We start from the raw sequence: 24,723 nt of genomic DNA, 5'->3' as shown, positions 1-24,723 counted from the left end.
CCTCTACTTTGGCACCTGGTAGAACTCGCGTTGCGACACCCCGGCCATCGGTGCGACGAACATCGTCGGAATCGTGGTGATCAGCCGGTTCACGGTCGCCACCGCGTCGTTGTAGTACTGCCGGGCGAACGCCAGCTTGTCCTCGGTATCGGCCAGGTTCTGCTGCAGGTTCAGGAAGTTGTTCGACGAGTTCAGCTGCGGATAGGTCTGGCCCAGCGCCAGCACCTGGCCGACCGCGTTGTCGAACTCCTTCTCGGCTGAACTTCGTTGCGCGACAGACTTTCCCGCAGTCGCAGCCGCCAACGCCGTCTGCGCGTCGGCGACGTGGTCGAGGATCGCCTTCTCGTGGGCGGCGAACGTCTGCACGGTCTGCACGAGGCTGGGGATGAGGGACGCCCGCCGGGTGAGCTGCACATCGATGCCGCCGAGCGCCTCGTCGACGCGGACGTCGGCCGCACGAACCTTGTTGTAGCCCAGTACGAATCCGATCAGCACCAGGACAGCGAGCACCAGCACCACGATCAGCACGAAGCTCACCATGATCCGCCTCCTCCCCCGCCACCGCCGCCGCCTCCGCCGCCACTGCTGAACCCGCCGCCTCCACTGCTGGACGACGATGAGGACTGCGAAGCGGTGTACGCGCCGATCGACGACGACAATGCCGACTCGAAGCTGTCGAAACTAGCACCCCCGCTGGTCGCGGCATGCCAACTGGTGCCCGACGAGGAGTGATACCACTCGGGCTGCGGATCGACCTGACCGGTCGCGGTCTGGTACTTGCGTGCCCACAGCGCGGCCACTCCGCCGGCCACCGCGAACGGGATGTAGGCGGTGTAGAGGTCCTTGTGGGCGGCGAAATCGAACCGTGCCTCGGCGGAGTCGGTGGACAGCATCCGGTGGAAACCGCCGGCCTGCGACCACAGTTCGCGGCCCGCGGCGGTGCGCCGGCTACCCACCCCGTCGGTCCAGGACCGGGCCGAGAACAGGAAGAACAGCGCGAACGGCAGACCCCACAAGGTGATCGGGAAGAACAACCAGTTGAAGAACCCACACGCGGCCAGCAGCAGCGCGATGACGTTGAAGAACCGCAGCCACAGCTCCTTGGAGCGTTTTTCCATCAGGCCGTCGAACGCCCACTTCTTGACCGCGGCGGCCATGTCTTCCTTGGCGCGCGACAGCTTCTTGCCTGCCGTCACGGTGCCGTTGGCGTCGAACCGGGCGTCGGGGCCGATGACCTTGAGCGCCCCGGCGACATCCACGCTGACCGGATCGATGTCGGCCCAGGCGTCATACGGGGCGCTGCCGGTGATGGTCCACTTCTTGTCGCTGACCTGGTGCAGGGTGATGAGCTTGCGCTCTGCGAGGTAGAACAGGGTCGCCGTCAGGCCGTTGGCCGGCACCTTCTCGGTGCGGATGTACTCGCACTGCACGGGGCCGAGGCCGGGCGGCGGCGCGTACTGCAGCGGGAACCCGGGTGAGGGTTCGACCGTCGTCCGCCACCACAGGTAGGCGCCGAGACCGGCGGCCAGGGAGGCACCGAGCAGCCACAGCATCGCGGGTAGCGACCGGCCCAGGATCGGATCCCACTTATAGCTCCACGGCAGCTCGGTGCGCGCCGGGGTGGGCACGTCGACGCCGGCGCGCACCGTCACCGGCGTCCGCGGATCCAGATTGCTCGCCGCCAGATGAACCCGGTCACCGCTGACGGTCAGGTTGTCGCAGGCGCGACCGACGCCGTAGCCGACCGAGCATTGGGCGCCGGTCACTCCGCCGGGCAGCGAGATCGAGATGTCGGCCCGCTCGATGACGTTGTTCCAGGCCGGAGCGATGACATTCCAGAAGAACGCCGAGCGCGACGACGGATCGCCGGTCGTCGACGCGAACGTCTTGCCTGCCCCGGTGCCGCCCGGGTCGAGGACACCGTCGACGGTGTAGCGGATCCGGTAGACGTGCGTGCCGTAGTCCAGATAGCTGTTCGGATCGCCGATCTTGGCCACCCGGAAGCGTTTTCCGCTCTCCCAGGACAGCGTGTAGGGCACCGGGCGGTCGTCGAGAAGGATCTCGGTGATCTGGGGCGGCTGACGGATGTGGGTGTTGTTGAGGTTCGCGACGTCCCAGTACCGGAAGATGCCGTGGCGCCCGCTGGGAAATTCGCCGGTGATGATCTCGGTGGCGTCCATCCGGCCGTTCCCGTCGACGACGAACTCGGCGTGATAGTCGGAGATGACGACCGGGTCCGACACCGGGCCGCCCTGCGAACTCCCGGTGAAGACCAGCGGCCACAGCAACCCGATGACGATGAGCAACAAGGTGATCGACAACCCGATGACCCGGCCGGTCACCTTCATGTTCACCTCCGCGGTCAGATGGTCGACATCACCCTATGTGCAAAGGATCGATCTGTACCCGAACTGCCTCGTGGTCGTGGCGTGCGCTCGCGATCGCGATCGCGCTGCGCAGCGAAGCGGCCAGTGCCAGACCCTCGTCGCGACCGACCCGCACCAGCATCCGGATGACGGGTTCGCCGGGTGCGGTCGCAGGCGGCCGGCGGACACCCGGCGGCAGGTCGACGGGTCCGAGCTGGTCGGCGTCCTCGGGGAGCTCGGCGTGGTCGAGCAGCGCGCCGACCGCGGCCGCGCCGCCGTCGACCGCGGCCATGTGCACACTGGGCGGCAGCCCGACCTCGGCGCGCGCCTCCAACTCGGCCTCGGCGTGGCCCACCGGATCCCACTTGATCAGCGCCTGCACGGTCGGGATCGCCGATTCCGCGACGACCGCCACCACCCCGCCGTCACCGCGCGGCCGCACCTGCGCGGCAGCCGCCATCCAGCGCCGCAGGGTGTCCTCGGCCGCCCGCAGGTCCTGGCGTCCGAGCAGCGCCCAGCTGTCCAGCAGCAGCGCGGCGCCGTAGCCGCCCGGCACGTGCGGCTCGGCGCCGGGGGTCGCGACGACGAGGGCCGGCCCCGGTTCGATCTCGGTGTGCACGGCATCCCCGGCCGAGGTGATGACCGGCGTGCCGGGGAAGGCTCGGCCCATCTCTTCGGCGGTGCGCCGCGCCCCGACGACCACCGCGCGGATCGCGTCGGAGCCGCAGCGCCGGCAGCGCAGCGCGGTGTCCATCCGCCCGCACCACCGGCACACCGCCCCGGCGGCATCCCGCTCGGACAGCGACAGCGGTCCCATGCAGTGCCGGCACCGCGCGATCGTGCGGCAGCGCGCGCACGCCACCGATGGCACGTAGCCCCGGCGCGGCACCTGGATCAGCACCGGCGCCTCCTGCTCGAGCGCAGCGCGCGCGGCCCTCAAGGCGAGCGACGGCAACCGCGCCGAGCGCGCGGCGGGGTCGCGTTCCTCGGCGTAGCGCTCGTCGTCGAGCGCGACCACTCGTGGCGCGGCGGCCCGCACCAACGGCCGGGGCGCGACCAGATCGTGCGCCCAGCCGCTGCGCACCAGCGCGTGCGCCTCGGCGGTGCGGGCGTAGCCGCCGATCACCGCCGCACACCGCAGCTGGTGGGCCCGCAGCATCGCCACCTCGCGGGCGTGCGGATAGGGAGCCCGCGGTTCGGCGAGGGTGTCGTCGCCGTCATCCCAGACGATGACCAGGCCGAGCCGGTCGACCGGCGCGAACACCGCGCTGCGGGTCCCGATGACCAGCCGGGCGTGCCCGCGCAGCGCGGACAGCCAGCGCCGGTACCGCGCCGACGGACCGAGGCCGGCCGACAGCGCGACGACGGCGGCCGGGTCGATCCGGGCCGTGGCGGCCCGCCATAGCGCGTCGATGTCGCGCTGGTCGGGAACCACGGCCAGCACCCCGTAGCCGCCGCCGACCGCGGCCGCGGCCGCCTCGGCGATCCGATCGCACCACTGCTCACCGGGCAGCGCCTGCCACACCGCGCGGGCGGCCCGGCCCTCACTGAGGGCGGTGAGGAACTGTTCGCCGCGGGCGTATCGGCCCCAGCCGGCCGGGTCGACGGGCTCGACGACCGGCAGCAGCGGCGCATCAGCCTGAGTCTTCTCGGCCCGGGCATGACGCGGCGGAATGGCCAGCCGCAGGACGTCGGGGCGGGTGCCCGCGTAGCGCGCGGCGACCGCGTCGACGAGCCTGCGGACCTCTTGAGTGAGCACCGGCTCGGCCGAGATCACCCGGTCCAGCCAGCCGAGCTGGCCGACATGGTCGGTGTCAGAACGACGTTCGAGCACGAAGGCATCGACCAGCCGGCCGTGGAAGCGGACCCGTACCCGCACGCCGGGCTGGGCGTCGTCGGACTGTTCGGTCGACACCAGGTAGTCGAACTCACGGTCGAGGTGCGGCACCGACAACATCGGCAGCACCCGGGCGATGGGTTCGTGCTCGGCGGCGCGCCGGATCGGCATCGTCGAAGACTAACGACGAGGCCGACAAACGTTTAGTCGGCCGCCGCCCGGCCGAAGAAGAAGCCCGCGGTGATCAGTACCTGCGAGGTGGCGTACACCCACCAGATCGGCACCTCGAGAGCCTGCGAATCGAGCACGAACCGGCCGATGCCGATCATCCCGTCGGAGACGGCGAAACACACCGCCCCCAGCGCCGTCCACGGGGTGGGCAGCTTGGCCACCAGCGCCGCGCACACCATCGCCGCCAGCACCGCCATGTAGAGGATCACCGGGATGGTTAGGCCGTCCGACACCAGCCGCGGCCAGAACCAGATCAGCAAACCGACACAGGCACCAACGACGACGGCCGCCGCCGCCAGACGTGGTGGGGTGGGCGCGCGCAGCGGCAGCAGCGCACCGAGGTAGCAGAGGTGCGCCACCAGGAACGAGCCGAGGCCGAGCACGAACGAGGGCTGCCACCACGGCATCGCGAGGAAGAAGTCACCGCCGGCGGAGAACAGCAGCGCCGCGACCAGCCAGCGACGCTCCCGGATGATCGGATGCCACAGCGCGGCCACCGCGAGCAGCACGGCCGCCAGCGCCTTGACGGCGGGCTGGCCCGGGAACCGGCCGGTGAGGACCGCGTTGTGCGGCAGCGTCAGCGCCGCGACCGCCAGGAAGATTCCGTAGCCGACCGCGACGGCGGCAGCGGCTGCCCACCACGTTGTCAGTGTCCGTAAGTACGGTGACTTCATGCCCAGCTCGGAGAGACCGCCGGTGGATGCCATCTTGCAGAAGGTACTGGAAGCGGTTCCCTTTCAGTTGACCGTTGACGGCGGAATCGAGGAGGCGCGCCGCCGCCTGCGGGACTTGCCGCGCCGCCAGGTGCACCCTGACCTGCGGGTGGAGAACCACCAGATCGACGGGCCCGCAGGCCCGATTCCGATCCGGGTGTACTGGCCGGACGACGTCGACAGTCCGCCGGTGACCATGTACTTCCACGGCGGCGGGTTCGCCGTCGGCGACCTCGACACCCACGACGGCACGGCCCGCGAGCACGCCGTGGCCGCGGGCACTCTGGTGGTGTCGGTCGACTACCGGCTGGCCCCCGAGCACCCGTATCCCGCGGCGGTCGACGACGTCTGGGCCGCCACCCAATGGGTGGCGGAGAACGCCGACCGGTTCGGCGCGGACGCCTCGCGGCTGGCGGTGGCCGGCGACTCGGCGGGTGGCACGCTCTCCGCGGTCGTGACGCAGCTGGCCCGGGACAACAGCGGGCCGCCGATCGCATTTCAGCTGCTCTGGTACCCGTCGACGATGTGGGACAACTCGCTGCCGTCGTTCGCCGAGAACGCCGAGGCACCGGTGCTCGACAACGCCGCCATCGAGGCCTTCACCAAGTGGTATGCCGGCAATGTCGACCTGAAAAACCCGCCGGTCGGGCTGGCGCCGGGTCGCGCGGCCGACCTGTCCGGGCTACCGCCGGCCTACATCGCCGTCGCCGGTCACGACCCGTTGCGCGACGACGGTGCCCGTTACGCCGAGTTACTGAGCGCCTCAGGTGTAACAGTCGACCTGCATTTGGCCGACACACTGGTGCACGGCTACCTCGGTTACGCCGGGGTGGTACCGGCCGCCACCGAGGCGACCGACCGTGGATTAGCCGCTCTGCGCGCAGCGTTGCACGTCTGAGCGGACGAAAACGCACGGCTAGCAGCAAACCTTGTCGGGACCGTCCGGACAGGCCAGAATGGCACCAATCGCCACAATCGGGAGGATCAACCCCATGAAGATCGCTGAAGCCGCCGGAACCCGGCGCACGCTCGGCTTCTGTCTCGGCGCTGTCGCGGCAGGTTTGGCCTCGGCCGTCATCGCCGCACCGGCCGCCGTCGCCGCACCGGACTGCAGCAAGCCTGCCGTCGATGCCCAGGTCGCCCAGTCGCAGGGCGCCATCCAGGGCTACCTCAACAGCCACCCGGACGGACAGCGGATGCTGATGACCGCGGCGCTGCAGCCGCGCGCTCAGGCCAGTGCCACCCTGCAGGCCTACGCCCAGTCCAACCCGCAGGAGTACCAGGAGTTCACCGCACTGCTGGCCCCGCTGGGCACCCTGCAGAAGCAGTGTGGCGTCCAGGTCATCCCGCCGCAGTATCAGTGGGCGTTCGACCAGTTCGTCGGCTGATCGCCTCCGCTCATCAGTACAGCCCGGCCGTGACTCGACGGCCGGGCTGACTGTTTGATGCCGCTACAACGCACGCATCGAGTCCTGGAGTGGCTCACCCAGCAGAGCGCCCAGGCACCGGCCACGCCGGAGTACGGCTCCTGGCTGTTGGGCCGCGTCTCGGAGAGCCAGCGCCGTCGGCGCATCCGTATTCAGATCATCCTCACGGTGTTCGTGGTGGTGGCCAACCTCATCGGCGTCGCGGTCGCGATGTCGGTGATCACCTTCGCCATCCCGGTGCCCAATATCTTCGAGGGCCGCGCACGGCCGATCATCACCATCGTGGCCCCGGTCTATGTCGGGGTCGCGGTGATCATCGGCTGGATCTGGGCCACCCGTCGCGTCCTCGACGCACTGCGCTGGGCGATCGAGGACCGCGATCCGACGCCGCGCGACCTGCGCAACACCTTCAGCGCCCCGTGGCGGCTGACCGTTATCCCGTTGGTGCTGTGGGGTGTTGGCGCGGCGTTGCTGACCACCCTGTTCGGCTTGGTCGACACCGGATACATCCCGAAGATGTTGTTCGGGATCACGTTCAGCGGGATCGTGGTGTCGGCCAGCTGCTACTTCTTTACAGAATTCGCGCTGCGGCCGGTGGCTGCGCAGGCCCTCGAAAGCGGTAAGCCCGAGCATCGGGGCGGCCCGGGAGTGCTGGGGCGCACGATCATGGCGTGGGTGCTGGGATCGTGCGTGCCGGTCGCGGGAATCGCCCTGGCGGCGGGCTTCACCCTGACCCTGCGCAACATGAACGTCACCCAGTTGGCGTTCGCCGTGCTGCTGTTGGCCGGTGCCGCAGCGATTTTCGGCTTCATCCTGATCCTGATCGCGTCGTGGCTGATCGCCACGCCGGTGCAGGTGGTGCGCGCCGCGATGCAACGCGTCGAAGACGGTGACCTCGACGCGCATGTGGTGGTCTTCGACGGCACCGAACTCGGCGAGTTGCAGCGCGGTTTCAACACGATGGTCGAGGGCCTGCGCGAGCGCGACCGCGTACGGGACCTGTTCGGCCGCCATGTCGGACGCGACGTTGCCTTGGCTGCGGAGAAACGCAACATCAACCTCGGCGGCGAAGAATGTTGGGCCGCAGTGTTATTCGTCGACATCGTCGGATCGACACAGGTCGTGGGCAGCCGGCCGCCGGTGGAGGTCGTCGAACTGCTCAACAAGTTCTTCGGTGTCGTGGTCGACGAGGTCGAGCGCTGCGACGGCCTGATCAACAAGTTTGAAGGCGACGGCGCGCTGGCGGTGTTCGGTGCGCCGGTGGCGCAGGAGCAGCCCGCCACCAACGCGCTCGCCGCCGCCCGGGCGATCGCCGAGCGCCTGCGCCGCGAGGTGCCCGAGATCTCGGTGGGCATCGGGGTGGCCGCGGGCATCGTGGTGGCCGGCAATATCGGGTCGCATCATCGGTTCGAATACACCGTCATCGGCGACCCCGTGCACGAGGCGTCCCGGCTGTGCGAGATGGCGAAGAAGATCGGCGCCGGACTGCTCGCCTCGGGTCCCGCGCTCGAAGCCGCCGACGCCGCCGAGCAACGCTTCTGGAAACTCGACGACGAGGTCACGCTGCGCGGCCGGTCGACGCCCACCCGGCTGGCCGTTCCCGCGACGACCACTGAGGAATGATTTCGGTCCTCGTTGGCTTGTGAGAGTTGGCAATCCAACCCTTGAGCAACGGAGGAACTCGATGACCACTCCCCTGGCCGGCCGGCGTGCGCTGGTCACCGGCGGTTCGCGCGGGATCGGCGCCGAGATCGTGCGCCGTCTGGTCGCCGACGGTGCCGCGGTGGCGTTCACCTATCAATCCTCCGCGTCAATCCTCCGCGCAAACGGCACAGGCATTGGCCGACGAACTCGTCGCCGCCGGAGGCAAGGTCGTCGCCATCCAGGCCGACAGCGCCGACGCCGACGCCGTCGCCGCGGCGATCGACGAGACGGTCGCGAGCCTCGGCGGCCTGGACATCCTGGTCAACAACGCCGGCATTGCGCTGGCCGGGACGATCGACGAGTTCTCGCTGGAGGATTTCGACCGGCTCCTCGCAGTCAACGTGCGCGGCGTGTACGCGGCCATCCAGCGTGCGGTCCCGCATCTGGGCGAGGGCGGACGCATCATCACCATCGGCAGCGTCAACGCCGATCGGGCACCGATGAACGGGTTGGCCGTGTACGCGCTGACGAAAGCTGCGGTTGCCGGTCTGACCCGCGGCCTGGTTCGCGAGCTCGGGCCGCGCGGCATCACGATCAACACCATTCAGCCCGGGCCGGTGGCGACCGACATGAACCCCGAAGTGGGCGGGTTCTCCGATCAGGTTCGACCGTTCATCGCGGTCGGTCGCTACGGCCAGCCGCGCGATATCGCCAGTGCAGTCGCCTATTTGGCGTCACCGGAGGCCGGTTACGTCACCGGCGTCACGTGGAACGTCGACGGCGGCTTCGTCATCTGACGCCCTCGCCCAATCCGACGATTGGCAGACAAAGCGCGAGATGACGCCTGCACAACGTCGATCTCGGCGGTGACTCGGACAGAACTCAGCGGTGTGACTTCCACCGGCGATAGGCCTCGGGCATGCACACCGCGCAGGGCCGATAGCCCGCCGCGACGGCCGTCGGCTCGTCAGCGAAGAACACCCGGTGCGTCACATACTGGCCGGCCCCGATCGCCCGCAGCGCTGACGGACAGTCCAGACGTCCGTAGATCCTGGCCCGCCGGTGCCCACCGAGACGCCCCGGCGTCAGGCTCGAATACTGTTGACCATCAGCAGCGTTCAGGGTGTACAGCGTGGTCACGACGCGTCGTGGAAGATCAGTCCGAGCGTCATGCGTGATCCGGTGTGCAGGGTGGACACCCCGTGGCGGACCGGACCGGCCGCCCAGCCACGATTGGACAGCACCGGCCGCTCGCGGGTGGTGATCACCAGCCCGTGCCCGTGCGGTATGGAGATCGCCGTACCGCGGGACTGCGCGCGGACGCTGCTCGTACAGCAGGAATTCGCCTCCGGTGTAATCGATGTCCGGCCGGGTCAGATTGATGACGACCTGTAACGGAAACACCAACTCGCCGTAGAGATCCTGGTGCAGAGCACACCATCCACCGGCCGTGTACTTGAGCATCAGCGCGGTGGTTCTGGTCTGCCCGGCGCGATGGCAGATGTCCAGCCACTCGTCGAGACTGTCGGGCCAGGGCGGGTCGCGGCGCAGTTTGCGCCACCAATCCCGGGCGATCGGCAGCAGCCGCGGATACAGCGCGTGCTTGAGTTCGGCCACCGCCTGCGGGTACGGCCGGGCGAAGTACCGGTACTGGCCTTCGCCGAAGCGGTAGCGGGCCATGTCGATGGTGGACCGGAACCGGCTGTCCTCCGGATAGATCGCCGCCAGTTCCGCGGTCTCGCCGGGGCTGAGCAGCGGGCCGGTCAGTGCGCCACCGAGAGTTTCCAGTTCGGAAGCGACCGCGTCCCAGTCGGTGGCGGCGACGCGTTGGTCATACGCGACGCCGGTCATCACGCGGCCTCCAGATCGAGCAGCAGGCGCTTGGCCTCCGGCCCGCCCAGGTAACCGCCCATCGCGCCATCGCTGCGCACCACGCGGTGGCATGGAACGACAACGGGCAGAGGGTTTTTCGCACACGCCGTTCCCACAGCCCGGACCGCTTTGGGACTTCCCGCCAGGGCGGCGACAGTGGCGTAACTGGCGGTCTGGCCGTAGCCGATCTCGGGCAGGTGGTGCAGCACGGCGCTGCGGAACCCGCCGGCCAGCCGCCAGTCCAGCCGCAGATCGAAGCTGCGGCGAGTCCGAGCGAAGTACTCGTCGAGTTCGCGTGCCGCCGGGTCCAGTCGATCTGGCGCGTAAAGAATTCTGGGGCTTATCTTTTCGGCCAATTGCGCCAGCACCGCGTCGTGATCCTCGCGGGCGTAGGCGACGCGCAGCAGCCCGTGGTCGGTAGCGGCCAGCAGCAGCGGCCCGACCGGGCTGTCGATCACGCGGTAGGCGATGTCGAGCACACCCTCGCGCTGGGCCGCCGCGGCCAGCCGCTGATGCAAGTCGGCCAGCTTCCCGGGGGCGGGCTGCGTGATTCGCTCCAGATCGCGAATGAGGGCGTCGCTGTCGTCGGTCATGGGGTGTCTCCTCTCATGTCGAGGTAGGTACGTCGAAGTGTGGCGATGCCGTCACTGGCGGCGCGGCGGGCGGCGGCCGCAGTGCCGCCGAGGAGCCCGGCGACCTCGCTGTAGGGCAGCCCGGCGAGATAGTGGTAGGCCACGGCGTGCTTCTGTTTGGGCGGCAATTCCTCGACCGCGGCGGCGAGGTCGTCGAAGTCGGCCGTGCGGGGGCCCGGACACTCGGGGACCGTGTCGGTCGGGACGGCCCGCCGAGCGCGGGCCCGGGTGATGTCGACGGCTTTGTGGTGCGCGATCGTGACCAGCCAGGCCTCGAGATTGGCGTCCGCGGGGAGGTCGGGGTAGGCCTTCAGCGCCGCCAGAAAGGTTTCCGACCAGGCATCGTCGGCGTCATGCGCTCCCACGATCGCGCAGCAGACCCGAAAGACGCTGCCGCCGTGGTCACGCACCACGGTCTCGAATGGCGGTTTGACTCTCACATCACGTAGACGTTCCGGCGTCGGCGTTTGTGAGATGCATACGCCGAAACCGACGTTCTACAGGCGTGGTCTCGCATTTCGCCTGCCAAACGTCGGTTTGGGCGCAGAGAGTGAGCCGGGCGGCTAGACCGAGTTCTTCAGGTCATCGACCTTGTCGAGCCGCTCCCACGGCAGGTCGACGTCAGTCCGGCCGAAGTGGCCGTACGCCGCGGTCGGCGCGTAGATCGGTCGCAGCAGGTCCAGGTCGCGCACGATCGCGCCCGGGCGCAGATCGAACACCGCGGTGATGGCCTTCTCGATCCGAGCCGGGTCGACGGTCTCCGAGCCGAAGGTCTCGACGAACAGTCCCACCGGCGCGGCCTTGCCGATCGCGTAGGCGACCTGCACCTCGACCCGCTCGGCCAGGCCGGCGGCGACAACGTTCTTGGCCACCCAGCGCATCGCGTACGCGGCCGAGCGGTCCACCTTTGACGGGTCCTTGCCGGAGAACGCACCGCCACCGTGGCGGGCCCAGCCGCCGTAGGTGTCGACGATGATCTTGCGGCCGGTCAGGCCGGCGTCACCCATCGGGCCGCCGACGACGAACGTGCCGGTCGGGTTCACCAGCAGGCGGAAGTCCGAGGTGTCCATCGTGTCGTGGCCCAGATCGGCCAGCACGGTGTTGACAACCTTTTCGCGGATGTCCGGCGCGAGAGTGCCTTCGAGGTCGATGCCCGCGGCGTGCTGCGTGGAGAGCACCACGGTGTCCAGCCGCACCGGGGTGGTGCCGTCGTACTGCACGGTCACCTGGGTCTTGCCGTCCGGGCGCAGGTAGTCCAGCACCCCGCTCTTGCGCACCTCGGTCAGGCGGCGGGCCAGTCGGTGCGCCAGCGCGATCGGCAGCGGCATGAGCTCCGGGGTGTCCTTGATGGCGTAGCCGAACATCAGACCCTGGTCCCCGGCGCCCTGCAGGTCGAGCGGGTCGCCGGCACCCTCGACGCGGGTCTCGTGGGCGGTGTCCACGCCCTGGGCGATGTCGGGTGACTGGCGGCCGATACCGATGTTGACGCCTGCGGTCTCGCCGTCGAAGCCCTTCTCCGAGGAGTCGTAGCCGATGTCCAGGATCCGCTTGCGGACGGTGTCGTTGATGTCGGCGAACGCTTCCTTGGCCAACGTCGTCACCTCGCCGATCACGTGCACCTGTCCGGTGGTGACGGCGGTTTCCACCGCGACGCGCGACTTCGGGTCCGCAGCGAGCAGCGAGTCGAGGATCGAATCGCTGATGGCATCACAGATCTTGTCGGGGTGTCCCTCGGTGACCGACTCGCTGGTAAACAGCCGACCTGCGCTCACAGTGTCATTCCTTTCAAAAAACTTAGTTCGGCGAATCGTATCTCCGCCCCTGACAGACCAAACCGGCACGGTACGTTCCGCGCAAGGCTTATGCGCACTTTTCTTCTATTGCGAAGCTAGGCCTCGCGCCGTAGGAGAGTCGCGATCGCGTCCACGATACGACTTGCCATCAACGTCTTGGACCCGTGTTCCAACGCGGACTCGGTGCCGTCGGCGCCCAGCAACCATCCGTCGTTGTTGTCGACTTCGAACGCCCGACCCTCGCCGACCGCGTTGACGACGAGGAGATCACAGCCCTTGCGGGCCAGCTTGGCCCGGGCGTGGAACAGCACATCCCCGTTGGCGTCACCGGTCTCGGCGGCGAAGCCGACGATGGCCCGCATGTTGGGCAGCTGCCCGTCGGTGCGCTGCCGGACCGCCCCGGCCAGCACGTCCTCGGTGCGTACCAGTTCGATCGTCGGCCCCTCGGTGACGTCGGGCTTCTTCTTGATCTTGCTGGTCGCCACATGCGCGGGCCGGAAATCGGCGACGGCGGCGGCCATCACGAGCACGTGCGCATCCGGCGCGTGCTTGGTGACGGCCTCGTGCAGCTGCTCGGCGGAGGTGATGTGCAGGACGTGCACTCCGGCCGGGTCGGCGAGTCCGGCGGTGTTGCCGGCGATCAGCGTGACGTCGGCACCGCGCTGAGCGGCGACACGGGCAACCGCGTAGCCCTGCTTGCCGGAGCTGCGGTTGCCGATGAAGCGCACCGGATCGATCGCCTCGCGGGTGCCGCCCGCGCTCACCAGCAGCTTGACGCCGCTCAGGTCGAAGGGCATCGCGTCGGACCGGGCCAGCAGCAGCTCGGCGAAGGTGGTGATCTCTTCCGGCTCGGGCAGCCGCCCGGGGCCGGTGTCAGCGCCGGTGAGGCGCCCCGAAGCCGGTTCGAGCACGACCGCGCCGCGACTGCGCAGCGTCTCGACGTTGGCGACGGTGGCCGGGTGCAGCCACATCTCGGTGTGCATGGCCGGCGCGAACAGCACCGGGCAGCGGGCCGTCAGCAGCGTCGCGGTCAGCAGATCGTCGGCGCGGCCGGCGACGGCGCGGGCCAGCAGGTCGGCGGTGGCCGGCGCGACGACGACGAGGTCGGCTTCCTGGCCGAGCCGGACGTGCGGGACTTCATCGACGTCTTCGAACACGCCGGTGCGGACAGGATGCCCGGACAGCGCCTCGAAGGTCGCGGCGCCGACGAATCGCAATGCCGATTCGGTGGGGATGACGCGGACCTCGTGGCCGGCCTCGCTGAGCTGGCGGATCACCGAGCACGCCTTGTACGCGGCGATGCCCCCGGCGACGCCGACGATGATCCGCTTGCGGTTCATCAATGAGCCCCGGCTGGTGGGCTACTCGCCTTCGGTGTGCTCGAGCAGGTCACCGTGGATCTCGCGCATCGAGATCGACAGCGGCTTCTCCTGCAGGCCAGGCTCGACCAGCGGGCCGACGTATTCGAGGATGCCGTCGCCGAGCTGGTTGTAGTAGTCGTTGATCTGGCGGGCGCGCTTGGCCGCGTAGATCACCAGCGCGTACTTGCTCGACACCCGGTCCAGCAACTCGTCGATGGGCGGGTTGGTGATGCCCAAGGGCGTGTCATAGGCGGTTGCGGCACCCGGGGCCGGATCGTAGTGATCCGTGCTGGCTTGCGTCACGTAGAACTTCTTCCTGGCGGATGTATGTGTCTGATTCGGTGTGTGCGGCGGGTTATCGACGTCTCACGCCGGCTTCGGGGCTCTCAACTGTCCAAATTTCTCGAGCCCACCAGCAAGGATACCAATTCGGCGCAGGCCGACTCCAATTGACTGTTCACGACGACGACGTCGAACCGGTCCTGAGCTGCGAGCTCGGCACGGGCGGTGGCCAGGCGACGCTCGACTTGCTCGTGGGTTTCGGTGCCCCGGCCGGCCAGCCGCTGCTCGAGCGCCTCCCAGCTGGGCGGTGCGAGGAACACCGACAAGGCCTCGGGCATCGCCCGTTTGACGGCCTCGGCGCCGGCCAGGTCGACCTCGATCAGCACCGGATGTCCCGCCGCCGCGGCCTCGGCCACCGGCGCGGCCAGCGTGCCGGATCGGTGGAGGCCGCCGTGGATGTCTGCCCATTCGAGCAGGTCACCGCGGTCGATCAGGTGCTGGAACTGCTCGGCTGTGACGAAGTGGTAGTCGACGCCGTCCACCTCACCCGGGCGCGGGGCCCGGGTGGTGGCCGACACACTGAAGTGCAGGTCGGGCAGCTGCTCGCGCAGGCGGCGGACGACCGTCGACTTCCCTACCGCCGATGGCCCGGACAGCACCACCACTCGGCCATAGCCGCGGTGGTCGGGCGAATCGCCCGCGCTGTCCGGCCCTCCGCCGGCATCCACCTAGGCGGTGAAGTCGAACTTTTCCAGCAGTGCCTTGCGCTGCCGATCGCCGAGGCCACGCAGGCGGCGCGTCGGGGCGATCTCCAGCTCGGTCATGATTTCCTGCGCCTTGACCTTGCCAACCTTGGGCAGGGCTTCCAGCAGCGCGGAAACCTTCATCTTGCCGAGGACCTCGTCGGTCTCAGCGTCCTTGAGCACCTGCTTGAGGTTGGTGCCACCACGCTTGAGCCGATCCTTGAGCTCAGCTCGTGCGCGACGCGCGGCAGCAGCCTTCTCCAACGCGGCTGCGCGCTGCTCGTCGGTCAACTGGGGAAGGGCCACGGGTTCCTCCGTCTCATCACCATCATTGTTTTGCCTGGGCCGGGTACTTCAGCCAGCGACAGCGACCGTACCCACGCTCTCTGACGAAATCTAACCCCACCCCCTGCTTACCGGTGCAAAGCCGCAGGATATGGCCCAAGATCATGTTGTCCGGACACCTGTCGGGACAGTCGTCCGCAGGCCCGGCGGCGGCGCGCGGATCTTCGCGATCAGCTCGGAAAATGCCGTCCTACCTGCATGTTCAGCGGGCATGCGTGATTCGCCCGTGACCTCCCGTCACGCCGCCCGGGTGCGGCCGGGCCAAATTTCACCTCACAGGCAGGTCGCGGCGTGTCGGGCGTGTCGAAGCGACCCTGAGCGACCACTTAGCGCACGCACAGCTCGGCGAAAGATTTTGCATAGCCCCACTACCTAACGTGGCCGATGTCGGGGGTTCAGCCGAGTTGTTCGAACCTCGAAGGGACGTGCCATGTCCATCACTCATTCGACCCGGGTTGCCGCGCTGGCGGCCGGGATCACTATCGCGGGACTGACGGTGGGGGTAGCTCCTGCCCTGGCCGACCCCGGCCCCGGCCCCGGCCCGGGCCAGTGCGAATTCCAGGGCTGCCAGGGACCGGGCCAGCGCGGGCCTGACGGACCGGGAGGCGACCGCCGTGGCCCTGGTCCGGCCGACTGGCGGGGCGGCCCTGGTGGCGGGCCTGGCGGGCCGCAATGGCGCGGGGACGACGACCGCGGCTGGCGTCCCGGGCCGCCGCCGCCCGACCTGGGCTGGCGCGGCATCGACCAGGGGCGATGGGATCACCAGCCGTTCAACTACAACGGCAACTGGGTGAGCCCGGTGTTCGACCAGGGCTATCAGGCTTGGGGGTTCTGGCTCTTCGGGGTGTGGATCCCGCTGTGAGCTACCCGAGGTAGGCGACCGCGTCGCGCAGCCGCTCGGCTGCCGCCCGGATCGCGGCGACATCCGGGCCTGCACGCAACACCTCGCGGGACACCGTGGGCAGCAGTTGGCCGGGCCGGGCGCCCCCGAGACCACCGAGCGCCTCGGGGCGCCCGCCCTGGGCGCCGACCCCGGGCACCAGCACCGGTCCACCGAGCCCGCTGAGATCGGGCACCACGTCCAACGTGGCGCCGACGACGACGCCGACCGACCCCGGCCGGGCGGGATCGGCCCGATTGATCGCGGCGGCGTCGTCGACGATCGATTGCGCGACGGTCCGCTCCCCCGCTACCGCCCGCTGGATCGATGCGCCTTCCGGATTAGATGTCGCCGCCAATACGAACACTCCCCGCCCGTTTGCGGCGGCGAGCTCCAAAAGTGGCTGCAGTGAGCCGAATCCGAGATACGGCGACGCGGTGACGGCGTCGGCGGCCAGTGGTCCGTCACCGGCCCACGCCTGGGCATAGGCCGCCATCGTCGACCCGATGTCGCCGCGCTTGGCGTCGGCGAGCACCAGCACGCCGGCTTCTCGCAGTGCGGCCGTCGTGGTTTCGAGCACCGCGAAACCCGCTGAGCCGTAAGCCTCGAAGAACGCCACCTGCGGCTTGACGATCGCGAAGCCGGCGTAGGCCTGCACGCAGATCTCACTGAACCGGGCCAAACCGTCGGCGCTGACCGGCAGATCCCAGGCGCGCAGCAGTTCCGGGTGCGGGTCGATGCCCAGGCACAGCGGACCGCGCTCGGCGATCGCGGCAGCCAGCCGGACGCCGAACGTCTCAGTCATGACCGAGGGCGGCGTGCAGTTCCTGCAGCGAGCGCACGTCGATATCGCCGCGGATGCCGGCCTCGATCCCCTGCACGGCAGCCGAGGCGCCCTGCACGGTGGTGATACACGGGACGTTCATCGACACCGCGGCCGACCGGATCTCGTAGCCGTCGATGCGCGGCCCGGAGTTGCCGTACGGGGTGTTGATCACCATGTTCACGTCACCGGCGACGATCGCGTCCACCGCGGACATCGCCGGGCGGCCATCGCCGGGCTCCTCGAAATGCTTGCGCACGACGTCGCAGGGAATCCCGTTGCGGCGCAACATCTCCGCAGTGCCCTCGGTGGCCAGTACCCGGAAGCCGAGGTCGGCCAGCCGCTTGACCGGGAACACCAGCGAGCGTTTGTCGCGGTTGGCCACCGAGACGAAAATCGTGCCGGTGCTGGGCAGCGAGCCGTACGCGGCGGTCTGACTCTTGGCGAACGCGCTGCCGAAGTCGCGGTCGATACCCATCACCTCGCCGGTGGACTTCATCTCCGGCCCGAGCAGCGAGTCGATCCCGGAGCCGTCGGCCTTGCGGAAGCGGTGGAATGGCAGCACCGCCTCCTTCACCGCGATCGGCGCATTCGGCGCGGGCGTCGCACCGTCGCCGGTGGCGGCCAGGACCCCTTCGGCGCGCAGCTGAGAGATGCTGGCGCCCAGCATGACTCGTGCACACGCCTTGGCCAGCGGCACGGCGGTCGCCTTGGAGACGAACGGCACGGTGCGGCTGGCCCGCGGGTTGGCCTCCAGGACATAGAGGACGTCGTCCTTGAGTGCGTACTGCACATTGAGCAGCCCGACCACCCCGACGCCGTGCGCGATGGCCTCGGTAGCCCGCCGCACGGCCTCGATGTCGCTGCGGCCCAGCGTCACCGGCGGCAGCGCGCACGCCGAGTCGCCGGAGTGGATGCCGGCCTCCTCGATGTGCTCCATCACGCCGCCGATGTAGACCTCGGTGCCGTCGCACAGCGCGTCGACGTCGATCTCGATGGCGTCCTCGAGGAACCGGTCGACCAGCACGGGGTGTTCGGGCGAGAGCTGGGTGGCCCGGGTGATGTAGCCGTGCAGCGTCTTCTCGTCGTAGACGATCTCCATGCCGCGCCCACCGAGCACATACGACGGTCGCACCAGTACCGGATAGCCGATGCGGGCGGCGATCTCGCGGGCCTGCTCGAAGCTGGTGGCGGTGCCGAACTTCGGTGCGGGCAGGCCCGCGTTGTGCAGCACCTGCCCGAAGCGGCCACGGTCCTCGGCCAGGTCGATGGCCTCCGGCCGGGTGCCGACGATCGGCACGCCGGCGTCGGCCAGCCGCTGCGCCAGCCCCAGCGGCGTCTGCCCGCCGAGCTGCACGATCACCCCGACCACACCCGGGCCGCCCTGCCCGGACTGCGATTCGGCGTGGTACACCTCGAGCACGTCCTCGAAGGTGAGCGGCTCGAAGTACAGCCGGTCGGCGGTGTCGTAGTCGGTGGACACCGTCTCGGGGTTGCAGTTGACCATCACGGTTTCGAAGCCGGCCTCGCTGAGCGTGGTCGCGGCGTGCACGCAGCTGTAGTCGAACTCGATGCCCTGCCCGATGCGGTTCGGCCCGGAACCGAGGATCAGCACCTTCGGCCGCTCAGTCTGCGGGGCCACCTCGGTCTCGGCGGCGGGGTCCAGCTCATAGCTGGAGTAGTGGTACGGGGTCTTGGCCTCGAACTCCGCGGCGCAGGTGTCGACGGTCTTGAACACCGGGTGGATGCCGAGCCGCTGCCGCAGCGCACGGACCCCGGCTTCCCCGGCCAATTCGGTACGCAGCGAGGAGATCTGGCGATCCGACAGTCCACTGTGCTTGGCCCGGCGCAGCAGGTCCTCGTCGAGGACCGGCGCCTCGAGCAGTTCCTGCCGCAGCGCTACCAACCCGGCGATCTGCTCGACGAACCACGGGTCGACGCCGGAGGCCGCCGCGGTGTCTTCCACACTGGCGCCAAGGCGCAGCGCCAGCTCGATGTCGTAGAGCCGCCCCTCGGTCGGGGTGCGCAGCCGGTCCAGTACATCAGTCACCGAGCCGTCGTCGTCGCGGCCGGTCCAGAAACCGGCGCGGGTGGTCTCCAGCGAGCGCATCACCTTGCCGAGCGCTTCGATGAAGTTGCGGCCCAACGACATTGCCTCGCCGACGGACTTCATCGTGGTGGTCAGCGTGGGGTCGGCGCCGGGGAACTTCTCAAACGCGAACCGCGGCGCCTTGACCACCACGTAGTCCAGCGTCGGCTCGAAGCAGGCCGGGGTTTCCTTGGTGATGTCGTTGACGATCTCGTCGAGCGTGTAGCCGATCGCAAGCTTGGCGGCGATCTTGGCGATCGGGAAGCCGGTGGCCTTCGACGCCAGCGCGCTGGATCGCGACACCCGGGGGTTCATCTCGATCACGATGAGCCGGCCGTCTTTCGGGTCGACCGCGAACTGGATGTTGCAGCCGCCGGTGTCGACGCCGACCTCGCGCAGGATCGCGATGCCGAGATCCCGCATGACCTGGTACTCGCGGTCGGTCAGCGTCATCGCCGGGGCGACGGTCACCGAGTCACCGGTGTGCACACCCATCGGGTCGAAGTTTTCGATCGAGCACACCACCACCACGTTGTCGTGGTGGTCGCGCATCAGTTCGAGCTCGAATTCCTTCCAGCCGTAGATCGATTCCTCGATCAGCACGTTCGCGGTCGGCGACGCGGCGAGCCCGTCACCGGCCATCCGCTCGACATCCTCGACCGAGTACGCCATGCCCGAGCCCAGGCCGCCCATCGTGAACGAGGGCCGCACGACCACCGGCAGGCCGAGCTCGGCGACGGTGTCCCGGACCTCCTCCATGGTGTAGCAGACCCGCGACTTCGCCGACTCGCCACCGACTTTGGCGACGATATCCTTGAACCGCTGCCGGTCCTCACCGCGCTGGATCGCGTCGAAGTCGGCGCCGATCATCTCGACGTTGTAGCGCTCCAACACACCGTTTTCGTAGAGCGCGACGGCGGTGTTCAGCGCGGTCTGCCCGCCCAGGGTGGCCAGCACAGCGTCGATCTTGTTGCCGCGCGCGGCCTGCTGGGCGATCACCTTCTCGACGAACGCCGGGGTGATCGGCTCGACGTAGGTGTGGTCGGCGTACTCCGGGTCGGTCATGATCGTCGCCGGGTTCGAGTTGATCAGCGTCACCTCGAGTCCCTCAGCGCGCAGGACGCGGCAGGCCTGGGTGCCGGAGTAGTCGAACTCGGCGGCCTGCCCGATCAGGATCGGACCGGATCCGATGACCAGGACATGCTTGAGATCGTCGCGACGTGGCATCTACTTCTCCCCCGCCATCAGGTCGATGAATTGGTCGAACAGGTAGTTCGCATCATGTGGGCCGGCTGCGGCCTCCGGGTGGTATTGCACCGAGAAAGCCCGTCCATCAACGAGTTTGATGCCCTCGACGACACCGTCGTTGGCGCAGGTGTGACTGACGATGGCCGGGCCGAAGTCGGTGTCGAAGACCTCACCCGCTTCGCCTTCCAACGCGAAGCCGTGGTTCTGGGCGGTGATCGCGACAGTGCCGGTCTGGTGGTCGATCACCGGCACGTTGATGCCGCGGTGGCCGAACACCATCTTGTAGGTGGACCGGCCCAGCGCCCGGCCCAGGATCTGGTTGCCGAAACAGATGCCGAACAGCGGGATCCCGGCGCCGAGCACCTCGCGGGTGACCCCGACGATGTGGTCGGCGGTCGCCGGATCACCGGGGCCGTTGGACAGGAACACCCCGTCCGGGCGCAGGTCGGCGATCTGCTCGAACGTCGCGTTGGCGGGCAGCACATGCGTCGCGATGCCCCGCTTGGCGAAGTTGCGTGGAGTGTTGGTTTTGATGCCGAGGTCGATTGCCGCGACGGTGAACCGTTGTGCACCTTCGGCTTCCACGGTGTAAACGGCGTCGGTGGACACCTGGCCGGCCAGGTCGGCGCCGAGCATCGAGGGCTGGTTGCGCACCCGGCTCAGCAGCTCGTCGGTGCCGGCGAGCGCGGAGCCGGAGAACACCCCGGCCTTCATCGAGCCCTGGCTGCGCAGGTGGCGCACCACCGCACGGGTGTCGATGCCGGCAATCCCGACGATGCCCTGCCGCTTGAGTTCGTCGTCCAGGGTGCCGGTGGCCCGCCAGTTCGACGCGCGCGGCGACGGGTCGCGCACGACGTAGCCCGCCACCCAGATCTTGTCGCCACGGCTTTCGGCGTCCTCGTGGTTCCAGCCGGTGTTGCCGATCTGCGGGGCGGTGGCCACCACGATCTGCCGGTGGTAGCTGGGGTCGGTCAACGTCTCCTGATAGCCGGACATCCCGGTGGAGAACACCGCCTCGCCGAGAGTCTCTCCGACGGCGCCGAACTCGGTGCCGGTGTAGACCCGCCCGTCCTCCAACACCAGATGGGCTTTACCCGTCACGCTGCTTCTCCTGTTGTCGTCCACCGGGCGTAATCGCGGCGGTCGTCACCGCGAAAACCCGTATCAATCTCAGTGCCTGACGGCAGCCGCCACCGGATCGCCAAAATGCCTGCCGGCGAATCGGTTTTGTTCCGGCCACCGGGAATGACTTTCCCGGCCAGTCCGCGCTCGGTACGGATGGCGGTGATGGCATCCTGCGGGATCCAGATCGGGGTCGCGCCGGAACGCTCGAGCAGGATGCCCTCGGGATAGCGGGTCAACACCGCCTTCGACCGATAGCCTAGGTCGCCGGCGGCGATGCGTTCCAGCCAATTTGGCGCCAGCGTGCTGCCCACATAGAGGCCCCGGGTCGGCGCGACGGTGGCCGAACCGAGCAGATCGGGCAGCGCGGGCAGTTCGCCCAGCAGGTCGTGTTGCCGACGGGCCCGCTGCTTCCAGCCGCGCAGCATCCGGCCGATCAGCACGCCGATGATGACGACGATCACGAACGCGAAGACGAACGAGCCGATCGCCGTACCGGTATTCATGCCGGACTCTTCCCATTTCGCGCCGTCACAACGCCGCGCAGCAGCGTGGCAGTGACCGTCGCAGGCAACGTCATCGCCGCGAACGGGGTGTTGGCCGAGCGGCTGGCCAGCTCGGTGCCCTCGACCACCCAGGTGGCGTCGGGGTCGACGACGACGAGGTTGGCCGGCTCGCCCACCTCCAACGGGCGGCCCTGATCGTCCAACCCGACGATGCGGGCCGGGTTTTCGCTCATCACCCGCGCGACACCGCGCCAATCCAGCAGACCGGTCTGCACCATCGTCTCGACGACCACCGACAGCGCGGTCTGAAGCCCGAGCATGCCGGGCCGAGCCCGGGAGAACTCGCAGCACTTCTCGTGCTCGGCGTGCGGCGCGTGGTCGGTGGCCACGCAGTCCAGCACTCCGTCGGCCAGCGCCTGCCGCAGGGCCTGGGCATCGGTGGCCTCGCGCAGCGGCGGGTTCACCCGGTTCACGCCGTCGTAGGTGGCCAGCCGGGTGTCGTCGAGCAGCAGATGATGCGGAGTTACCTCGGCGGTGATCGAAATGCCCTGTCCCTTGGCCCATTTGATGAGTTCGACGGTTCCGGCGGTGGAGGCGTGGCAGATGTGCACGCGGGCACCGGCGTCACGGGCCAGCAGGGCGTCGCGGGCGACGATCGACTCCTCGGCGGCCCGCGGCCAGCCGGCCAGTCCGAGCCGCGCGGCGTTGGGGCCCTCGTGCGCAACGGCGCCGACCGTCAGCCGCGGCTCCTCGGCGTGCTGGGCGATCAGCACACCGAGGCCGGTGGCGTACTCCAGCGCGCGGCGCATCACCAGCGGGTCGTGCACGCAAATGCCGTCGTCGGAGAACATCTTCACCTGCGCCACACCGGCGGCCATCAGGCCCATCTCGGTGAGCTGCTTGCCTTCCAGCCCCACCGTCACCGCGCCGACCGGGTGCACGTCGACCAGGCCGACCTGCTGACCGCGGCACCACACGTGGTCGGTCACCACCGGGCTGTCGGCCACCGGATCGGTGTTGGCCATCGCGAACACCGCGGTGTAGCCACCCAGAGCGGCTGCGGCCGAGCCGGTTTCGATGTCCTCGGCGTATTCGCGGCCAGGCTCGCGCAGATGGGTGTGCAGGTCGACGAACCCTGGCAGCAACACCTGTCCGGTGGCGTCGATCACGTCGGCGTCATCGGGCACCGCAAGCTTGGGTCCGATCTCGGCGATCTGCCCGTCGGCGACCAGCACGTCGACCTCATCACCCTCGCCGTAGAGCCGCACACCGCGGATCACCACGCTCATACCGACACCGCCTCGTCCGTGCCGACCAGCAGATGGAAGAGCACCGCCATCCGGACGTGCACACCGTTGGAAACCTGTTGCAGCACAGCCGATTGCGTCGAATCTGCCACCGCGTAGGAGATCTCCATGCCGCGCAGCATCGGGCCGGGGTGCAGCACTACCGCATGTCCGGGAAGTACGGCCTGCCTGCGATCGGACAGCCCGTACCGGATGGAGTACTCCCGCTCGGAGGGGAAGAATCCGCCGTTCATCCGTTCGGCCTGTACCCGCAGCATCATCACCGCGTCGGCGGCGGGCAGTTCGGCGTCGAGATCGTGCGACACCGTCACCGGCCAGTCGGCCACCCCCACCGGCAGCAGCGTGGGCGGCGACACCAGCACCACCTCGGCGCCGAGCGTCGCCAGCAGCGACACGTTCGACCGCGCCACCCGACTGTGCAGGATGTCGCCGACGATCACCACGCGGCGGCCCTCGATGTCGCCGAGGCGCTGGCGCAGCGTCAGCGCGTCCAGCAGCGCCTGGGTGGGGTGTTCGTGGGTGCCGTCACCGGCGTTGATGACGCACGGCCCGGTGCCGTCGGGTTCCAGTGTCCACTCGGCCAGTTGCTGCGCCGCCCCGGAGGCCGGGTGCCGGATGATCAGCGCATCGGCGCCGGCCGCGCGCAGCGTCAGCGCGGTGTCGCGCAGGGATTCCCCCTTGGCCACCGAGGACCCCGAGGCGCTGACGTTGATCACGTCGGCGCTCATCCACTTTCCGGCCACCTCGAACGACACCCGGGTGCGGGTGGAGTTCTCGTAAAACATCGTGATGATCGTGCGTCCGCGCAGCGTCGGCAGCTTCTTGACCTCGCGGCCGAGCAGCGCCTGGCGAAACCGGTCGGCGTCGTCGAGGATCGCGGTGGCCTCATCGCGGGTAAGGTCCCCCGCCGAGAGCAGATGTCTGATCGTCATCTGGCGGGCCCTCCCTGCGGTGCGATCCAGATACCTTCCACGCCGTCGTCCTCGATCAACCGCACCTTGACGTTCTCGCTGCGCGAGGTGGGTACGTTCTTTCCGACGTAGTCCGCCCGCAGCGGCAGCTCGCGGTGGCCGCGGTCGACGAGGACCGCCAGTTGCACCACCTTGGGCCTGCCGATGTCGCGCAACGCGTCGAGCGCGGAGCGCACCGACCGGCCGGTGTAGAGCACATCGTCGACGAGGATCACCAGCGCGCCGTCGATGCCGCCCGCCGGGATGGAGGTCTCTTCGAGCGCGCGGGGCGGTTTGAAGTCCAGGTCGTCGCGGTAGAGCGTGATGTCCAGACCGCCGCGCTCGACGGTGACGCCGGCGAATTCGTGAATCTTGGCGGCCAGCCGGTTGGCCAGGGTGACGCCACGGGTGGGGATGCCGAGGAGGATGACGCGGGGTGCATCGGGGCCGTCGAGAGCGGTTTTCTCGATGATCTGATGGGCGATGCGGGAAACGGTTCGAGCGACGTCCGCATCGGACATCAATTCGCGGTCGGTAGAGCCCACGAGCTTT

The 24,723-nt window shown here is 69.0% G+C and carries 23 protein-coding genes and 2 pseudogenes; 5 read left to right on the top strand and 20 right to left on the bottom strand.

The genetic code is table 11. The features are described 5' to 3' along the window. Window positions 1-3 precede the first annotated feature (3 nt). From K0O64_RS13075 to K0O64_RS13060, 4 genes are read right to left on the bottom strand one after another with little or no spacing between them, the layout of a single operon-like run. Window positions 4-540, bottom strand: coding sequence for a LemA family protein (locus tag K0O64_RS13075; protein WP_096311339.1), 537 nt, complete (start codon window positions 538-540; stop codon window positions 4-6). After that, window positions 534-2,348 (bottom strand): DUF2207 domain-containing protein, encoded by a 1,815-nt coding sequence (locus K0O64_RS13070; RefSeq protein WP_096312840.1) that lies wholly within the window; start codon window positions 2,346-2,348, stop codon window positions 534-536. The genes K0O64_RS13075 and K0O64_RS13070 overlap by 7 nt, the downstream gene beginning before the upstream one ends. Window positions 2,349-2,376: 28 nt before the next feature. After that, complete coding sequence (locus K0O64_RS13065; RefSeq protein WP_096311338.1) at window positions 2,377-4,374, bottom strand: primosomal protein N'; 1,998 nt, start codon at window positions 4,372-4,374, stop codon at window positions 2,377-2,379. A 32-nt stretch (window positions 4,375-4,406) separates the two neighbouring features. Beyond that, complete coding sequence (locus K0O64_RS13060) at window positions 4,407-5,108, bottom strand: lysoplasmalogenase (protein WP_096311337.1); 702 nt, start codon at window positions 5,106-5,108, stop codon at window positions 4,407-4,409. Between K0O64_RS13060 and K0O64_RS13055 the strand changes: the two genes are divergently transcribed. The 4 genes and pseudogenes from K0O64_RS13055 to K0O64_RS13040 all read left to right on the top strand — a co-directional run bounded on the left by K0O64_RS13055 (window position 5,107) and on the right by K0O64_RS13040 (window position 9,015). Next, window positions 5,107-6,045 (top strand): alpha/beta hydrolase, encoded by a 939-nt coding sequence (locus K0O64_RS13055; RefSeq protein WP_096311336.1) that lies wholly within the window; start codon window positions 5,107-5,109, stop codon window positions 6,043-6,045. The two genes, K0O64_RS13060 and K0O64_RS13055, sit on opposite strands and share 2 nt — an antisense overlap. A 94-nt stretch (window positions 6,046-6,139) precedes the next feature. Continuing rightward, the gene (locus K0O64_RS13050) at window positions 6,140-6,535 is read left to right on the top strand and encodes a hemophore-related protein (protein WP_071945284.1); all 396 of its coding nucleotides are present in this window, start codon (window positions 6,140-6,142) and stop codon (window positions 6,533-6,535) included. A gap of 57 nt (window positions 6,536-6,592) precedes the next feature. Further along, on the top strand, window positions 6,593-8,197 hold the full coding sequence (locus tag K0O64_RS13045; RefSeq protein WP_071945286.1) for an adenylate/guanylate cyclase domain-containing protein: 1,605 nt from the start codon (window positions 6,593-6,595) through the stop codon (window positions 8,195-8,197). 61 nt (window positions 8,198-8,258) lie between these two features. Then, window positions 8,259-9,015: pseudogene (locus K0O64_RS13040) on the top strand (3-oxoacyl-ACP reductase family protein). Between the two features lie 85 nt (window positions 9,016-9,100). Here the strand turns inward: K0O64_RS13040 and K0O64_RS13035 are convergent. The 9 genes and pseudogenes from K0O64_RS13035 to mihF all read right to left on the bottom strand — a co-directional run bounded on the left by K0O64_RS13035 (window position 9,101) and on the right by mihF (window position 15,207). Next, window positions 9,101-9,349, bottom strand: coding sequence for an Ada metal-binding domain-containing protein (locus K0O64_RS13035; protein ID WP_217353579.1), 249 nt, complete (start codon window positions 9,347-9,349; stop codon window positions 9,101-9,103). 5 nt (window positions 9,350-9,354) lie between these two features. Next, a pseudogene (locus tag K0O64_RS13030) lies at window positions 9,355-10,069 on the bottom strand (2OG-Fe(II) oxygenase). Beyond that, window positions 10,069-10,683, bottom strand: coding sequence for a methylated-DNA--[protein]-cysteine S-methyltransferase (locus K0O64_RS13025; protein WP_096311334.1), 615 nt, complete (start codon window positions 10,681-10,683; stop codon window positions 10,069-10,071). The pseudogene K0O64_RS13030 and the gene K0O64_RS13025 overlap by 1 nt, the downstream one beginning before the upstream one ends. Further along, window positions 10,680-11,162, bottom strand: a complete 483-nt coding sequence (locus tag K0O64_RS13020; RefSeq protein ID WP_096311333.1) for an RNA polymerase sigma factor — start codon at window positions 11,160-11,162, stop codon at window positions 10,680-10,682. Before K0O64_RS13020 ends, K0O64_RS13025 begins: the two co-directional genes overlap by 4 nt. A 123-nt stretch (window positions 11,163-11,285) precedes the next feature. Further along, on the bottom strand, window positions 11,286-12,494 hold the full coding sequence (gene metK / locus K0O64_RS13015; RefSeq protein ID WP_071945294.1) for a methionine adenosyltransferase: 1,209 nt from the start codon (window positions 12,492-12,494) through the stop codon (window positions 11,286-11,288). Window positions 12,495-12,610: 116 nt separating this feature from the next. Continuing rightward, window positions 12,611-13,855, bottom strand: a complete 1,245-nt coding sequence (coaBC, locus tag K0O64_RS13010) for a bifunctional phosphopantothenoylcysteine decarboxylase/phosphopantothenate--cysteine ligase CoaBC (RefSeq protein WP_071945296.1) — start codon at window positions 13,853-13,855, stop codon at window positions 12,611-12,613. A gap of 21 nt (window positions 13,856-13,876) precedes the next feature. Next, on the bottom strand, window positions 13,877-14,179 hold the full coding sequence (gene rpoZ, locus K0O64_RS13005) for a DNA-directed RNA polymerase subunit omega (protein WP_036338010.1): 303 nt from the start codon (window positions 14,177-14,179) through the stop codon (window positions 13,877-13,879). 83 nt (window positions 14,180-14,262) lie between these two features. Then, window positions 14,263-14,886, bottom strand: a complete 624-nt coding sequence (gene gmk, locus K0O64_RS13000; RefSeq protein ID WP_083542639.1) for a guanylate kinase — start codon at window positions 14,884-14,886, stop codon at window positions 14,263-14,265. Continuing rightward, window positions 14,887-15,207, bottom strand: coding sequence for an integration host factor, actinobacterial type (gene mihF / locus K0O64_RS12995; protein ID WP_005146193.1), 321 nt, complete (start codon window positions 15,205-15,207; stop codon window positions 14,887-14,889). Between the two features lie 469 nt (window positions 15,208-15,676). On the opposite strand from mihF, the gene K0O64_RS12990 reads away from it, so the two are divergent. Then, window positions 15,677-16,108: a hypothetical protein gene (locus tag K0O64_RS12990; RefSeq protein ID WP_096311331.1), complete on the top strand. Its 432-nt coding sequence runs from the start codon at window positions 15,677-15,679 to the stop codon at window positions 16,106-16,108. Between the two features lies 1 nt (window position 16,109). Here the strand turns inward: K0O64_RS12990 and pyrF are convergent, their stop codons facing one another. From pyrF to pyrR, 7 genes are read right to left on the bottom strand one after another with little or no spacing between them, the layout of a single operon-like run. Next, window positions 16,110-16,931, bottom strand: a complete 822-nt coding sequence (pyrF, locus tag K0O64_RS12985) for an orotidine-5'-phosphate decarboxylase (RefSeq protein ID WP_096311330.1) — start codon at window positions 16,929-16,931, stop codon at window positions 16,110-16,112. Then, the gene (gene carB, locus K0O64_RS12980) at window positions 16,924-20,265 is read right to left on the bottom strand and encodes a carbamoyl-phosphate synthase large subunit (RefSeq protein WP_071945302.1); all 3,342 of its coding nucleotides are present in this window, start codon (window positions 20,263-20,265) and stop codon (window positions 16,924-16,926) included. The genes pyrF and carB overlap by 8 nt, the downstream gene beginning before the upstream one ends. After that, entirely contained in the window at window positions 20,266-21,387 is a 1,122-nt protein-coding gene (carA, locus tag K0O64_RS12975) for a glutamine-hydrolyzing carbamoyl-phosphate synthase small subunit (RefSeq protein ID WP_096311329.1), read from the bottom strand. It abuts the gene before it with no gap. Further along, entirely contained in the window at window positions 21,384-21,914 is a 531-nt protein-coding gene (locus K0O64_RS12970; RefSeq protein WP_071945306.1) for a PH-like domain-containing protein, read from the bottom strand. Before K0O64_RS12970 ends, carA begins: the two co-directional genes overlap by 4 nt. Continuing rightward, entirely contained in the window at window positions 21,911-23,203 is a 1,293-nt protein-coding gene (locus K0O64_RS12965; protein WP_096311328.1) for a dihydroorotase, read from the bottom strand. The genes K0O64_RS12970 and K0O64_RS12965 overlap by 4 nt, the downstream gene beginning before the upstream one ends. Further along, the gene (locus K0O64_RS12960) at window positions 23,200-24,153 is read right to left on the bottom strand and encodes an aspartate carbamoyltransferase catalytic subunit (protein WP_071945310.1); all 954 of its coding nucleotides are present in this window, start codon (window positions 24,151-24,153) and stop codon (window positions 23,200-23,202) included. Before K0O64_RS12960 ends, K0O64_RS12965 begins: the two co-directional genes overlap by 4 nt. Continuing rightward, window positions 24,150-24,716: a bifunctional pyr operon transcriptional regulator/uracil phosphoribosyltransferase PyrR gene (gene pyrR / locus K0O64_RS12955; protein WP_071945312.1), complete on the bottom strand. Its 567-nt coding sequence runs from the start codon at window positions 24,714-24,716 to the stop codon at window positions 24,150-24,152. The genes K0O64_RS12960 and pyrR overlap by 4 nt, the downstream gene beginning before the upstream one ends. Window positions 24,717-24,723 lie beyond the last annotated feature (7 nt).

This window comes from Mycolicibacterium pallens (genome assembly GCF_019456675.1).
GTDB classification, from domain to species: Bacteria; Actinomycetota; Actinomycetes; order Mycobacteriales; family Mycobacteriaceae; genus Mycobacterium; species Mycobacterium crocinum.
This window is presented reverse-complemented; position numbering and strand designations above follow the sequence as displayed.

Coding starts and splice junctions, on each gene's coding strand:
- K0O64_RS13060 (WP_096311337.1), bottom strand. CDS start 5,108: ATGAAGTCACCGTACTTACGGACACTGACAACGTGGTGGGCAGCCGCT.
- K0O64_RS12970 (WP_071945306.1), bottom strand. CDS start 21,914: ATGAATACCGGTACGGCGATCGGCTCGTTCGTCTTCGCGTTCGTGATC.
- K0O64_RS13065 (WP_096311338.1), bottom strand. CDS start 4,374: ATGCCGATCCGGCGCGCCGCCGAGCACGAACCCATCGCCCGGGTGCTG.
- K0O64_RS12960 (WP_071945310.1), bottom strand. CDS start 24,153: ATGACGATCAGACATCTGCTCTCGGCGGGGGACCTTACCCGCGATGAG.
- coaBC (WP_071945296.1), bottom strand. CDS start 13,855: ATGAACCGCAAGCGGATCATCGTCGGCGTCGCCGGGGGCATCGCCGCG.
- K0O64_RS13055 (WP_096311336.1), top strand. CDS start 5,107: ATGCCCAGCTCGGAGAGACCGCCGGTGGATGCCATCTTGCAGAAGGTA.
- K0O64_RS13025 (WP_096311334.1), bottom strand. CDS start 10,683: ATGACCGACGACAGCGACGCCCTCATTCGCGATCTGGAGCGAATCACG.
- K0O64_RS12990 (WP_096311331.1), top strand. CDS start 15,677: ATGTCCATCACTCATTCGACCCGGGTTGCCGCGCTGGCGGCCGGGATC.
- K0O64_RS13075 (WP_096311339.1), bottom strand. CDS start 540: ATGGTGAGCTTCGTGCTGATCGTGGTGCTGGTGCTCGCTGTCCTGGTG.
- pyrF (WP_096311330.1), bottom strand. CDS start 16,931: ATGACTGAGACGTTCGGCGTCCGGCTGGCTGCCGCGATCGCCGAGCGC.
- K0O64_RS13045 (WP_071945286.1), top strand. CDS start 6,593: ATGCCGCTACAACGCACGCATCGAGTCCTGGAGTGGCTCACCCAGCAG.
- K0O64_RS13050 (WP_071945284.1), top strand. CDS start 6,140: ATGAAGATCGCTGAAGCCGCCGGAACCCGGCGCACGCTCGGCTTCTGT.
- carB (WP_071945302.1), bottom strand. CDS start 20,265: ATGCCACGTCGCGACGATCTCAAGCATGTCCTGGTCATCGGATCCGGT.
- K0O64_RS13070 (WP_096312840.1), bottom strand. CDS start 2,348: ATGAAGGTGACCGGCCGGGTCATCGGGTTGTCGATCACCTTGTTGCTC.
- K0O64_RS12965 (WP_096311328.1), bottom strand. CDS start 23,203: ATGAGCGTGGTGATCCGCGGTGTGCGGCTCTACGGCGAGGGTGATGAG.